The organism is Klebsiella sp. w6, from assembly GCF_033100215.1.
Taxonomy (GTDB): domain Bacteria; phylum Pseudomonadota; class Gammaproteobacteria; order Enterobacterales; family Enterobacteriaceae; genus Klebsiella; species Klebsiella variicola.
Genome location: NZ_CP136907.1, coordinates 20,862 through 32,838, shown reverse-complemented (window position 1 = coordinate 32,838; position 11,977 = coordinate 20,862). Strand labels below are relative to the sequence as shown.

The following is an 11,977-nucleotide window of genomic DNA, read 5'->3' as shown; positions in this document are numbered from 1 at the left end:
AAAGGGTGAGCTACATCACGCTTCGCTGGCGGTACGCGGCGCCTGCGCGTTTAAAAACGGCAGCAGCAGCAGCGCGGAAATGCCGGCGGCAATCGCAATCACCACGAAGAATCCGGTCCAGTGCCAGATATCCATCACCTGCGCCAGCGGCCAGCCGGAAAGCGAGGCGCCAAGATAAGCGAACAGGCCGACAAACCCGGTTGCCGCCCCGGCGGCTTCTTTATGCGAACATTCCGCCGCCGCCATGCCGATCAGCATCTGCGGGCCGAAGACGAAGAACCCGGTGGTGAAGAAGCAAGCCGCCTGCATGACGTAGCTGGCAAACGGCATCAGCCACAGGCCGCCAACCGACAACAAAATTCCGGCGGCGAAAATCAGATTCATCGGCCCACGGTTGCCGTTAAACAGCTTATCCGAGCCCCAGCCCGCCACCAGCGCGCCGATAAAACCGCCCAGCTCAAACATGGTCACCGCCGAGTTAGCGGTCACCAGATCGACGCCGAGCGTCTCCGACATATACAGATTACCCCAGTCGTTAATCGCCGCCCGCACCACGTACACCAGCACATAGCACAGCGACAGCAGCCAGATATAGGGATTGGCCAGCACGTAGCGGGTCAGGATCGCTTTGCGCGTCAGCCCGGCCCCCTCCTGCTGCTGGGCGATTTCCAGCGCATCGTGACGCCAGTCGCCCACGGCGGGTAACCCCACCGCCTGCGGGCGATCGCGCAGCCGCCAGCACAGATACAACCCGGCGAGGATCGCCAGACAGCCGGCAATCGTCATCCCTGCACGCCAGCCGTAGTGCAGCGCCGCCGCCCCCACTACCATCGGGATCAGCGCGCCGCCGACGTTATGCGCGGTATTCCATAGCGCCCACCAGCCGCCGCGTTCGGTCCGCGAATACCAGGCCGTCAGTAGCCGGGCGCAGACCGGAGAGCCCCAGCCCTGGAAGAAGGCATTCAACGCCCACAGCAGCGCAAAAGCCCACAGCGAGGTGGAAAAACCGAACAGAATATTCACCACCCCGGTAGCGATAAGCCCCAGGCCCATAAAATAGCGGGCGTCGGAGCGGTCGCTAACGATACCGGAGAAAAATTTCGACAGCCCGTACGTGATATAGAACAGCGTGGCCAGCAGGCCAATATCGCTACGAGTCAGCACATTGCTGGCAAGAATTTCAGGCACCGCGGCATTAAAGCTTTTGCGGGTGAAATAAAACAGCGCGTAGCCAAGCCAGATAGTGAGCAGAATATGTCGACGCCAGTAACGATAACGCTCGTCCAGCTCGCGTTTATCGCTAACTGGCGCGGCGTCCGGCGGCGCTTTTAAAAAGGCAAACATCGGCGCTCCTCTCAGGCGTAACGCAGCGGTAGATTGACGCACACGCGGGTACCGTGTGTGCAGGAGATAGTTAACGTACCGCCCAGCGCGGTCACACGTTCGCGCATGCCGGTCAGGCCGAACCCCTGCAGATTCGACCCCGGCGGCAGGCCGCAACCGTCATCTTCCAGCACCAGCATTAGTCGCTCATCCTGCTGCCAGCCCTGCAGGGTAACAGCGCTGGCGCTGGCGTGCTTGACGATATTATTCAGCCCCTCCTGGCAAACGCGAAACAGCGTCACACGCTGGTTCTCGCTCAGTCCCGCCTCGTTAATCCGCCAGTCGAGATGGCTGACAATGCCGCGGTCCTCCAGCTCCATCTCGCGCATCAACGAACGTACTGCCTGCTCCAGCGGCAGGTCGTCGAGCTGACGCGGACGCAGACGGCCTAGCAGTCTACGCACCGAGTCGTAAACTCCCAGCGACAGCTGTTCTATCAGCTGGCCGCTCTGGCGCACGCTGGCGTTATTCGGCGCCAGCCGTTGCACGATCCCCGCCTGGGTGCGAATTGCCGTGATAGTCTGGCCAATATCATCATGGAGCTCGCGCGCCACGTCGCGCCGCACGCTCTCTTCGGTCTCCAGCAGACGTTCCGCCAGCCGCCGATTTCGCGCCAGCTCGTTCTGTAGCGACAGGTTAAGCTCGCGCAATCGCTGGATCCCCGCCCCCAGCAGCAGCCCGGTGAGGCTCTGCGCCAGCAGCGAAAGCAATAGATCGACCGGGTGATCGTGCCAGGTCTGGCTGGCAATCAGCGCAATCGCGTTCATCAGGGTGGCGATCAGCGCCCCCTGCCAGCCGTAGTGCCAGGCGAGGGCAATAATCGGCAGCGCGAGGCAAAATGGGGTAAAGCGGGAGAGCTCGGCGGGCAGCCCAAGCTGCAGCCACAGGCTAATGGTGAATAACAGCAGGTACCAGATCAGATGCCGACCGCGCCAGTTAATCGGCTGCGAGACCAGCGCGGGCCCCAGTGGCCTCCAGACGGTACTGGTAAGATAGTGCCAGATAACCAGGCAGGTCGGCGCCAGCGTCAGACCGCCGGTCAACGTCAACAACAGCGCGGTCAGTCCCTCACTGCCTTCTTGCGCCAGCCACGGCAGCGATTGCAGCAGCGAGGCGGCGATCAGCGCCCCGCCCTGGCGCAACAATGTCAGCCAGTCTCGCTGCTGGCGATAGCGTGAAATCAATGCCACCGGCAGCAGAGTCAGCAGACTTCCGGTCATCAAAATTATCGGGTGCGCCAGCGCCACCTCCTGCGCCAGCCAGAAGATAAGCAGCCACTCGGCGCCCAGCAGCACCGGCCAGTAGCCACGCGGGCATTGCAGCATCAGCCCTAAACGCAGGCCAAAGGGAAACAGCAACACCGCTAAATCCGCGCGTTCCACCAGATGCAGACTGATGCTCCACAGGCAGAACCAGGCGGCCGCGAAGATAAAGGCGCAGCCGATGACCGACAGCAATCGTGAGACGACAGCCTTCATTGCCAGCTATCGAACATGCGGCGCGCCAGCTCAACGTCGTTGCTGACGCCCAGTTTTTCCAGCAGGTTGGCGCGGTGAACGTGAACGGTTTTCGGCGACAGGCCGAGCTCGGCGGCAATCTCTTTCACCGCCATGCCCTGCGCCAGCTTTTCCGCCACCTGGCGTTCGCGTTTGGTGAGCGGATCCTGGCGCCCGGCGGCCAGCTTCATGGCGATATCCGGCGTGAGATAGCAACCACCCGCCGCCACCGTGCGGACCGCGGCGATCAGTTCATCCGGGCTGCAGCGTTTCGACAGGAAGCCGCGCGCGCCGGCGTTCAGCGCCTGCTCGATCAGCGCCGGGCTGTCGTGTACCGACAGCATGATGGTCGCCATCCCCTTCGGCAACTGGCTGAGCAGCTCCAGCCCGGAAATATCTGGCATGGAGATATCGCAGATACAGACCTGTACGCCGCGCCCCGGTAGCCCCGTCAGCGCCTCGCGGCCGCTACCAAATTCAGCGACAACCTGAAAATCAGCTTCCAGCCCCAGCAGCTGAGCAAAGCCGGAGCGGACAATCAAATGATCGTCAATAAGGGCGATGGTAGTCATGGTGTTTCCTGGTGCCTGAAAGCGCCGGATGGCGGCGTAAACGCCTTATCCGGCCTACGGATCCACTCCCTGTAGGCCGGATAAGCGCAGCGCCATCCGGCAAAGGCGCTTACCTTAACCATAAGCACCTTACCGTTCAAGCCTTGCGCGATTTACTCGAAGAACACCGCAATTTTGTTAAACATGGTGGGATCGGACTGGTTACGCGCCACTTTGGTGATATCTTCCAGCTTTTCAATCTGGCTAATCATCTGCCCCAATCGCTGGTCATCATTTACCAGCAGCCAGATGCGGCTGTGTTCACTGCCCTGAATTGGCAGACAGAGAATGCCTTCGACGTTAAACGCCCGACGGGCAAATAGCCCGCAAACGTGGGTCATGACGCCGGGATGGTTGCGGACGGTGAGTTCCAGAATGACGTTATCACATTGTTTTTGCATGGCTTATTCCCCCACCATTTCAGTATTGGCCGCACCCGGCGGTACCATCGGATACACTTTCTGCTGTGCGTCGATACGCACGTGGATCAACGCCGGCCCCGGACGGTCGATAATCGCCTGCAGCGCCGCCTGCGGATCGGCTTCGTTATTTAAATCACAGGTTTGCAGGCCAAAACCGGCGGCAATCTGCATAAAGTTAATCATCCCCGGATAGGTGGCGGCGAACACGCCCTGCTGATAAAACAGGCTCTGCTGCTGGTGCACCAGCCCCAGCGCTTCGTTGTTCAGCAGGATAATTTTGACATCCAGCTGATTTTCGGCGGCGGTAGCCATCTCCTGAATATTCATCATCAGGCTGCCGTCGCCGGAGAAGCAGATAACCTTGCGCTGCGGATTCGCCAGCGCCGCGCCGATGGCCGCCGGCAGGCCGAAGCCCATGGTGCCGAGGCCGCCGGAAGTCAGCCACTGGCGCGGACGGTTGAGCGGGTAGGCCTGCGCTGTCCACATCTGATGCTGACCCACATCGGTGGTGATGATCGCCTCATCGTCAACGCAGGCGGCCACGGCGTTAATCAGGCCGTAATGGGAGAGCGGGTCGCTTTCCTGCGGGATGGCGCAGGGGAATTCACGCTGCAAATCGGCCACCAGCTGGCGCCACTCGTCGCGCGGCTGCGCCTCAATCTGCGGGATGAGCTGGGCTAAGACTTCCGCCACATCGCCCTGAATCGCGACGTGCGGTTGCTTGATTTTACCCAGCTCAGAGCGGTCGATATCGACGTGGATAATCTTCGCGTTCGGGCAGAACTGCTCGGTCTTGCCAATCGCCCGGTCATCAAAACGCGCGCCTAAAACAATCAGTAAATCCGCTTCCTGCAGAATAAAGTTGGTGCTGCGCGCGCCGTGCATGCCCAGCATCCCCAGCGACAACGGATGCGCCTTCGGCAGCATCCCCAGCGCCATCAAGGTCATGGTGGTCGGCAGGTTGGCTTTTTCCGCCAGGTCCCGAATCGGCTGCGGCGCGTTAATCACCCCGCCGCCCAGATACAGCACCGGCCGTTTCGCCGCGTTAATCATTGCCGCCGCCTCACGCACGCTTTCAGGCGTGAAGGCCGGTGCCGGGGCGCGCTCGCCCGGCTCTGGCAACGTTTCCAGCTCAATGGTCGCCGCCTGTACGTCCTTAGGAATGTCTATCCACACCGGCCCGGGACGCCCGGACTGGGCAATACGGAAGGCGTCGCTGATCACCTGCGGCAGCTCGGCGATGTCGCGCACCAGGTAGTTATGCTTGGTGATGGGGATAGAGATGCCGTAGGTGTCCACTTCCTGGAAAGCGTCGGTGCCGATCATGGAGGCCGGCACCTGGCCGGTGATGCAGACCAGCGGGATTGAATCGAGGCGGGCATCGGCGATCGCCGTAATCAGGTTGGTGGCGCCAGGGCCGCTACAGGCCATACAGACTGCGGGTTTGCCTTCGGTTCGCGCCATCCCCTGAGCGATAAAACCCGCGCCCTGCTCGTGGCGCGCCAGGATGTGGCGGATCTGCGTGCTCTGGCTCAAGGCATCGTAGATGGGCAGGATAGAACCGCCCGGGATGCCGCTGACCATAGTGATGCCCTGGCGTTCCAGTAAATGAACAACCAGCTGCGCGCCGGTAAAGCGCATTGTGTTTGATGTGGTGCCCGAACTTGCCATGCTCCAGTCCTTTTATTCTGGGCCGACTTTTCCGGGGGGCTCGCCAACAAAAAACCCCGCTCGGTTTGCGCCGGCGGGGTTTGGAATTCGTGTTGTTCCGGACCCTACGGCGCGTTGCCGACGACGACCACCACAGACACGACGACCACCGCGGCTGGCGCGGTTTTTAGTAGGGTCGAAGCGATCAGGGTTGCGTTCATTAGGGACCTGTTGTGTCGAAAAATAAGCTGAATTTATACAAACACAGGTTTTACGATTTCACAATGGATTTATTTTCATCCACGATAATTTGCGTGAAAGATCACAATTCGGCGCAAAAGGGCAGAAAACAAAAAACCCCGCCGGAGCGAGGTTTTTATCAGCATGGTTACAGGTGGTAGCCGCAAGCACACTGTATTACGTCAACGCCAAAAGTATACGCGATCGCTGCAGTTCGCGCAATTTAAGGTCGATTTTTCTCTGTCATAGAGTATGGATGAGAGGGGCGTATTTGTCCAAAAAATACTGTTCATCCATACAGTATTTATCTATACTGGGTGTGTTCACTTTGTGCCATTCGGGGGCCGCAAGTTTGACCGGCGCAACGAAGTCCTGGCTGAAACGGGTGGTGCCGTCAGTGCCTTAACCCCGAGAGAGCACACTGTGTTACGTCAACAACGTGCAGTCACTGGCCCGCGCGGCAACGCGTGGCTCAGCGCTGCGCACCCCTGTCGTTGCAGGCGGCGGGCCGGGAAGCCGTTCATGGAAAGGATGAACTATCGGCCAGGGCAGACGCCGCCGGCGACAGGCAGGGATAAGCTGGCAACGGGCAGCGGAAAGGTACGTCAGCTTATTGTGCTCCTTAACCACAGGAGACGCGCGTATGGGCGGAATGGATATTATTATTTTAATCCTGAAACTCATGGTTGCTGTGTTGCAACTACTTGATGCAGTCCTGAAACAGTTCCGCTGATTCAGGTTCAAGTCGCACCTGAGGGGGGCGGGAAACCGCCCCCCTGCAGGCGCCCGCCGGGCGTCCCGGGATGACTTGATGGAGGAAACTATGCCACCCCTGTTAATTGCCGCCACAACGCCGGACGATCCGGGGTTCGTTGCGCTGCGCACTGAAAGCCTTGAACAGCATTTCAACATGCTGCGCCGCCTGGCGGAAAACTGGCAGAGCGGCAAAAACCGCTTTAACGCGCCGGGCGAAACGCTGCTGGGCGCCTTCGTCAACCACCAGCTGGTAGGGGTATGCGGCATCAATAGCGATCCCTTCAGTCCGCAGCCACGGGTTGGGCGCATTCGCCATCTCTACATTAGCGAACGTTACCGTCGCCGGGGCATCGGCCAGCAGCTGCTGGTCTCGGTCATTACCCACTCCAGCGCCTGGTTCGATTTTCTTAACACCCATGCCCCGGCGCAGGCCTGGCCCTTTTATGAAAGGCTTGGTTTTCGCCCGGTGTACGATGAACCGCGGGTGACACATCGCCTGTTTTGTTCGCTTTAACCCCCCCCGCTGGCAGGCAGCGCGGGCGCGTGTTACATTCCGGTGACCTTCACTGTTGAACCTGTCTGCGATGACCCTCACCGTATTCTGCATTTTGCTGTTCGCCGCCCTGCTGCACGCCAGCTGGAACGCTATCGTCAAAGCCAGCGGCGATAAAATGTACGCGGCGATCGGCGTCAGCGGCTCGGCCGCGCTGATCGCCCTGGTGATGCTGCCCTTTGCCCCGCAGCCCGCGCTTGCCAGCGCCCCCTATCTGCTGGCGTCGTGCGCGTTACAGGTGGTGTATACGGTGCTGGTGGCGAAGACCTATCAGGTGTCGGATATGAGCCAGACCTACCCGCTGATGCGCGGCACCGCGCCGCTGCTGGTCGCGGCGATAAGCGTGCTGTTCCTAGGCGATCGTCTGTCGCCGCTGGCCTGGCTGGGCATCGGCGTTATCTGCCTGGCGATTCTGGCGATGGCCTTTCACGGCAGCGTTAGCTCCCGCAAAGGCATCGTGCTGGCGCTCATCAACGCCTGCTTTATCGCGGGATATACACTGGTGGACGGCACCGGCGTCCGGCTGGCGGGCTCGGCGCTAGGCTACACCCTGTGGACCTTTTTTATGAACGGTTTCTGCCTGCTGTGCTGGGCCATGGTGGCGCGACGGCGAGAGGCCAGTCGTTATTTACGTCAGCACTGGAAAAAGGGCATCCTCGGCGGTGTCGGCACCATGGGCTCCTACGGCCTGGCACTATGGGCGATGACCCAGGCCCCGCTGGCGGTGGTCGCCGCGCTACGTGAAACCTCCATTCTGTTCGGCGCGCTGATCGCCTTTATCGTTCTGAAAGAACAACTGATGCCGCTGCGCATCGTGGCCGCCTGCGGGATTGCCGCCGGGGCGATCCTCCTGCGCCTGGCGTAGCCTGAAATGGCAACATTAGTTGCCGTTCCTGTTTACATAATCTGCCTGGAATTCCCTCAACAATCGGCGCTTTGCAGTTGTCCTGTCATTTTAATATGGTAGATTCCTCCATCGTTTACGGGATGTGCCAGTCACATATTCTTTATTTCTCTTTACTCGCAAAGTATTCATCGACATGAAACGGCATAAGAACTTCAATTTGTTGTTGATGCTGGTACTGCTGGTGGCCGTCGGCCAGATGGCGCAGACCATTTATATTCCGGCCATCGCCGACATGGCGGTCGCGCTGAACGTCCGCGAAGGAGCGGTACAAAGCGTGATGGCGGCCTATCTGCTGACCTATGGTATTTCACAGCTGTTCTACGGCCCGCTCTCGGACCGCGTCGGTCGCCGTCCGGTGATCCTCGTCGGGATGTCGATTTTTATGCTGGCGACGCTGGTAGCTATTACCACCCATAGCCTGCCGGTGCTGATCGCCGCCAGCGCCATGCAGGGGATGGGCACCGGGGTCGGCGGCGTAATGGCGCGCACCCTGCCCCGCGACCTGTACGAAGGCGCGCAGCTGCGTCATGCCAATAGCCTGTTAAATATGGGTATTCTGGTCAGCCCGCTGATTGCGCCGCTGCTCGGCGGCATCCTCGACACTCTGTGGAGCTGGCGCGCCTGCTACGCCTTCTTGCTGGTGCTGTGCGCGGGCGTGACCTTCAGCATGGCGAAGTGGATGCCGGAAACGCGCCCGGAAGGGGCGCCACGCACCAAACTCCTGACCAGCTACAAAACGCTGTTCGGTACCGGGGCGTTTAACTGCTATCTGCTGATGCTGATCGGCGGCCTGGCCGGGATTGCGGTGTTCGAAGCCTGTTCCGGGGTGCTGATGGGCGCGGTGCTCGGCCTGAGCAGCATGGCGGTGAGTATTCTGTTTATTCTGCCGATCCCGGCGGCGTTCTTCGGCGCGTGGTTTGCCGGCCGGCCGAACAAGCGTTTCCCGACGCTGATGTGGCAGTCGGTGATCTGCTGCCTGCTGGCAGGTTTGATGATGTGGATCCCTGGACTGCTGGGCATCATGACCGTCTGGACCCTGCTGGTGCCGGCGGCGCTGTTCTTCTTCGGCGCCGGGATGTTATTCCCGCTGGCCACCAGCGGCGCGATGGAGCCGTTCCCGTTTCTCGCCGGAACCGCCGGGGCCCTGGTGGGCGGCTTGCAGAATATCGGCTCCGGCGTGCTGGCCTGGTTGTCGGCGATGATGCCGCAAACTGGTCAGGGCAGCCTCGGCCTGCTGATGATGCTGATGGGCCTGTTGATTCTGCTGTGCTGGCTGCCGCTGACCTCGCGCTTCACCCACCATCAGCAGCCGGTATAAGCGCGGCGGTCGTTCCCCGGATGGCGGCTGACGCCTTATCCGGGCTACCGGACTGTAGGCCCGCGCAAGCGCAGCGCCGCCATTTTGCCGGGTGGCGGCTCACGCCTTACCCGCCCTGGCCAACAACACAGAGGGGTAGCCCGGCTCATTTTCAGGTCAGGCTATGCAGCCACTCGATAAAGGCGTCGATTTTCGGCCACTGACGGCCCGGCAGGGTCGTCACGTAATAATGCTGATGGCATTTCAGCGTCATGTCGCCAAAAGGCGCAATCAGCTCGCCGCTCTCCAGCCGCTTCTGCACCAGCCGTTTACGCCCCATCGCTACCCCCACATGATTCATCGCCGCAATCACCGCTAAATCAGAACGATCGAAGCCAATGCCCGACGATTGCGGCAATTCAATTCCAAATTGCTGTGCCCAACTGAACCATTCATCGGTGCCGGAATCATTGCTCCATGCCTGGCGATCGTGAAGCAGCGTACAGTGGCGCAGATTGTCAGGATGCTGCGTTAACTGGTGCTGGCGGGCATAATTCGGCGTACATACCGGCACGATCGCCTCATCCATCAGAAAATGATGGCTCAGCTGCGACGACGGCGCATCATCAAAATAGATTGCCAGATCGATACCCGCCCGCTGCAGGTTGACGTTATCGTTGCCGGTCAGCACAGTCAGCGAGATGGCCGGGTAGCGGTGAGTGAAATCCCCCAGCGCCGGCACCAGCCAGCATTGGGCTATCGACGGGCGCGAATAGACCGTCAGGCTGCCAGAGAGCTCCTGGTTTTTGATGTCCAGAATCTCCTGATTGAGGCCATCCAGCGACGACTTCAGCGCCCAGTAAACGCGCTTCCCTTCTCGCGTCAGCTCCACTTTGCGGTGCGAGCGGACAAAGAGCTGGATCCCCAGCTCCTCTTCCAGCTGATTAATCCGGTGACTGACGGCGCTTGGGGTGAGCGCAAGCTCGTCTGCGGCCAGGGCGAACGACTCGTGCCGCGCCGCCACCTCAAACGTCGACAGCCTGGAGAGTTGCCAGCCGTTGAGCAACCGGGTACCTAAGGTTTTGAGTACATCCATTATGCGCTCCTGGCAAAAAAGGGGATCTGGATGATAAAAAAAATAACGCCAGAACTTCCGCTCAAGGATGAATTAATTTGACCCATAGCATATTCATAGGTCGATTTTAGAGCTAAATCACCTTTTTGATTCAATTTGACTCACCTGAAAGGCCATTTATATCGTTTGTCAGCCCATGCCGAGTTTCTGTTCAATAACCACACGTTACTTACGGCGAGGTGGGGTATGGAATCGCAAATCTGGGTTGTGAGCACGCTGCTGATTAGCATCGTGTTAATCGTCTTAACGATCGTCAAACTGAAGTTTCATCCGTTTCTGGCGCTGCTGCTGGCGAGCTTTTTCGTCGGGGCGATGATGGGGATGGGCCCGCTGGAGATGGTCAACGCCATTGAGAGCGGCATCGGCGGCACGCTGGGCTTCCTGGCGGCGGTGATCGGTCTCGGTACCATCCTCGGCAAGATGATGGAAGTCTCCGGCGCGGCGGAGCGCATCGGCCTGACGCTGCAGCGCTGCCGCTGGCTGTCGGCGGACGTGATTATGGTGCTGGTCGGCCTGATCTGCGGTATTACCCTGTTTGTCGAAGTCGGCGTGGTGCTGCTGATCCCGCTGGCGTTCTCCATCGCTAAAAAAACCAATACCTCGCTGCTGAAGCTGGCTATTCCGCTGTGTACGGCCCTGATGGCGGTGCATTGCGTGGTGCCGCCGCATCCGGCTGCGCTGTTCGTGGCGAATAAACTGGGCGCCGATATCGGGACGGTTATCGTCTATGGCCTGCTGGTCGGTCTGATCGCCTCGCTGGTCGGCGGCCCGCTGTTCCTCAGGCTGCTCGGCAACCGCCTGCCGTTTAAACCTGTGCCAGCCGAGTTTTCCAACCTCGACGTACGCGAAGAATCGACGCTGCCCTCGCTCGGCGCTACGCTATTTACCGTGTTGTTACCGATTGGGCTGATGCTGGTGAAAACCGTCGCTGAACTGAATATGGCGCAAGGCGGCACGCTGTATACAGTGCTGGAATTTATCGGCAACCCCATCACCGCGATGTTTATTGCCGTCTTTGTCGCTTATTACATTCTCGGTATTCGTCGGCAGATGGGGATGGGCGTCCTGCTGACTCATACTGAAAACGGCTTTGGGTCGATCGCCAACATTCTGCTGATTATCGGCGCCGGCGGCGCGTTCAACGCGATTTTGAAATCCAGCGGCCTGGCCGATAGCCTGGCGGTGATCCTGTCGAACCTCGATATGCATCCGATTCTGCTGGCCTGGCTGGTGGCGCTTATCCTGCACGCCGCCGTCGGCTCCGCTACCGTGGCGATGATGGGCGCTACCGCCATCGTTGCGCCGATGCTGCCGCTTTATCCTGGCGTAAGCCCGGAGATCATCGCCATTGCCATCGGTTCCGGCGCCATTGGCTGCACGATCGTCACCGATTCCCTGTTCTGGCTGGTAAAACAGTACTGCGGCGCCAGCCTCAGCGAAACGTTCAAGTACTACACGACAGCGACATTTATCGCGTCACTACTTGCACTGGCCGCCACCTTCCTGCTTTCTTTCATTATCTGAGCG

14 protein-coding genes are annotated in these 11,977 nt (G+C 59.9%); 6 read left to right on the top strand and 8 right to left on the bottom strand.

Features of this window, described 5'->3' with window-relative positions:
- Window positions 1-15: 15 nt before the first annotated feature.
- The 6 genes from R0140_RS00165 to ivbL form a co-directional block, all read right to left on the bottom strand.
- Window positions 16-1,344, bottom strand: a complete 1,329-nt coding sequence (locus tag R0140_RS00165; RefSeq protein ID WP_012967017.1) for an MFS transporter — start codon at window positions 1,342-1,344, stop codon at window positions 16-18.
- Window positions 1,345-1,355: 11 nt separating this feature from the next.
- On the bottom strand, window positions 1,356-2,840 hold the full coding sequence (uhpB, locus tag R0140_RS00160; protein WP_163613483.1) for a signal transduction histidine-protein kinase/phosphatase UhpB: 1,485 nt from the start codon (window positions 2,838-2,840) through the stop codon (window positions 1,356-1,358).
- A gap of 17 nt (window positions 2,841-2,857) precedes the next feature.
- Complete coding sequence (gene uhpA, locus R0140_RS00155) at window positions 2,858-3,451, bottom strand: transcriptional regulator UhpA (RefSeq protein ID WP_002923282.1); 594 nt, start codon at window positions 3,449-3,451, stop codon at window positions 2,858-2,860.
- A gap of 152 nt (window positions 3,452-3,603) precedes the next feature.
- The gene (gene ilvN, locus R0140_RS00150; protein ID WP_165570169.1) at window positions 3,604-3,891 is read right to left on the bottom strand and encodes an acetolactate synthase small subunit; all 288 of its coding nucleotides are present in this window, start codon (window positions 3,889-3,891) and stop codon (window positions 3,604-3,606) included.
- Window positions 3,892-3,894: 3 nt separating this feature from the next.
- The gene (gene ilvB, locus R0140_RS00145; protein ID WP_012540267.1) at window positions 3,895-5,583 is read right to left on the bottom strand and encodes an acetolactate synthase large subunit; all 1,689 of its coding nucleotides are present in this window, start codon (window positions 5,581-5,583) and stop codon (window positions 3,895-3,897) included.
- A gap of 104 nt (window positions 5,584-5,687) precedes the next feature.
- Window positions 5,688-5,783 carry an ilvB operon leader peptide IvbL gene (gene ivbL, locus R0140_RS00140; RefSeq protein ID WP_002923286.1) on the bottom strand — a complete coding sequence of 32 codons (96 nt, stop codon included), beginning with the start codon at window positions 5,781-5,783 and terminating at the stop codon, window positions 5,688-5,690.
- A gap of 12 nt (window positions 5,784-5,795) precedes the next feature.
- Between ivbL and R0140_RS00135 the strand changes: the two genes are divergently transcribed.
- The 5 genes from R0140_RS00135 to emrD all read left to right on the top strand — a co-directional run bounded on the left by R0140_RS00135 (window position 5,796) and on the right by emrD (window position 9,336).
- Window positions 5,796-5,963, top strand: a complete 168-nt coding sequence (locus R0140_RS00135) for a hypothetical protein (RefSeq protein ID WP_162535969.1) — start codon at window positions 5,796-5,798, stop codon at window positions 5,961-5,963.
- A 452-nt stretch (window positions 5,964-6,415) separates the two neighbouring features.
- Window positions 6,416-6,535: a type I toxin-antitoxin system toxin TisB gene (gene tisB, locus R0140_RS00130; RefSeq protein WP_004145059.1), complete on the top strand. Its 120-nt coding sequence runs from the start codon at window positions 6,416-6,418 to the stop codon at window positions 6,533-6,535.
- A gap of 90 nt (window positions 6,536-6,625) precedes the next feature.
- Entirely contained in the window at window positions 6,626-7,072 is a 447-nt protein-coding gene (locus R0140_RS00125; protein ID WP_012540266.1) for a GNAT family N-acetyltransferase, read from the top strand.
- Window positions 7,073-7,142: 70 nt separating this feature from the next.
- Window positions 7,143-7,976: a DMT family transporter gene (locus R0140_RS00120; protein ID WP_012967016.1), complete on the top strand. Its 834-nt coding sequence runs from the start codon at window positions 7,143-7,145 to the stop codon at window positions 7,974-7,976.
- Between the two features lie 175 nt (window positions 7,977-8,151).
- Window positions 8,152-9,336 carry a multidrug efflux MFS transporter EmrD gene (gene emrD, locus R0140_RS00115; RefSeq protein ID WP_032741468.1) on the top strand — a complete coding sequence of 395 codons (1,185 nt, stop codon included), beginning with the start codon at window positions 8,152-8,154 and terminating at the stop codon, window positions 9,334-9,336.
- A 151-nt stretch (window positions 9,337-9,487) separates the two neighbouring features.
- On the opposite strand, the gene dsdC is transcribed toward emrD, so the two are convergent.
- Window positions 9,488-10,411, bottom strand: a complete 924-nt coding sequence (gene dsdC / locus R0140_RS00110) for a DNA-binding transcriptional regulator DsdC (protein WP_032741470.1) — start codon at window positions 10,409-10,411, stop codon at window positions 9,488-9,490.
- Window positions 10,411-10,545, bottom strand: a complete 135-nt coding sequence (locus R0140_RS00105) for a hypothetical protein (protein WP_172092718.1) — start codon at window positions 10,543-10,545, stop codon at window positions 10,411-10,413. The genes dsdC and R0140_RS00105 overlap by 1 nt, the downstream gene beginning before the upstream one ends.
- A 91-nt stretch (window positions 10,546-10,636) precedes the next feature.
- On the opposite strand from R0140_RS00105, the gene dsdX reads away from it, so the two are divergent.
- Window positions 10,637-11,974, top strand: coding sequence for a D-serine transporter DsdX (gene dsdX / locus R0140_RS00100; RefSeq protein WP_032741473.1), 1,338 nt, complete (start codon window positions 10,637-10,639; stop codon window positions 11,972-11,974).
- Window positions 11,975-11,977 lie beyond the last annotated feature (3 nt).

Excerpts from the sequence above, each read along its gene's own strand:
- ilvB (WP_012540267.1), bottom strand. The coding sequence starts at position 5,583 with ATGGCAAGTTCGGGCACCACATCAAACACAATGCGCTTTACCGGCGCG.
- uhpA (WP_002923282.1), bottom strand. The coding sequence starts at position 3,451 with ATGACTACCATCGCCCTTATTGACGATCATTTGATTGTCCGCTCCGGC.
- ilvN (WP_165570169.1), bottom strand. The coding sequence starts at position 3,891 with ATGCAAAAACAATGTGATAACGTCATTCTGGAACTCACCGTCCGCAAC.
- dsdC (WP_032741470.1), bottom strand. The coding sequence starts at position 10,411 with ATGGATGTACTCAAAACCTTAGGTACCCGGTTGCTCAACGGCTGGCAA.
- R0140_RS00120 (WP_012967016.1), top strand. The coding sequence starts at position 7,143 with ATGACCCTCACCGTATTCTGCATTTTGCTGTTCGCCGCCCTGCTGCAC.
- ivbL (WP_002923286.1), bottom strand. The coding sequence starts at position 5,783 with ATGAACGCAACCCTGATCGCTTCGACCCTACTAAAAACCGCGCCAGCC.
- R0140_RS00165 (WP_012967017.1), bottom strand. The coding sequence starts at position 1,344 with ATGTTTGCCTTTTTAAAAGCGCCGCCGGACGCCGCGCCAGTTAGCGAT.
- emrD (WP_032741468.1), top strand. The coding sequence starts at position 8,152 with ATGAAACGGCATAAGAACTTCAATTTGTTGTTGATGCTGGTACTGCTG.
- R0140_RS00125 (WP_012540266.1), top strand. The coding sequence starts at position 6,626 with ATGCCACCCCTGTTAATTGCCGCCACAACGCCGGACGATCCGGGGTTC.
- dsdX (WP_032741473.1), top strand. The coding sequence starts at position 10,637 with ATGGAATCGCAAATCTGGGTTGTGAGCACGCTGCTGATTAGCATCGTG.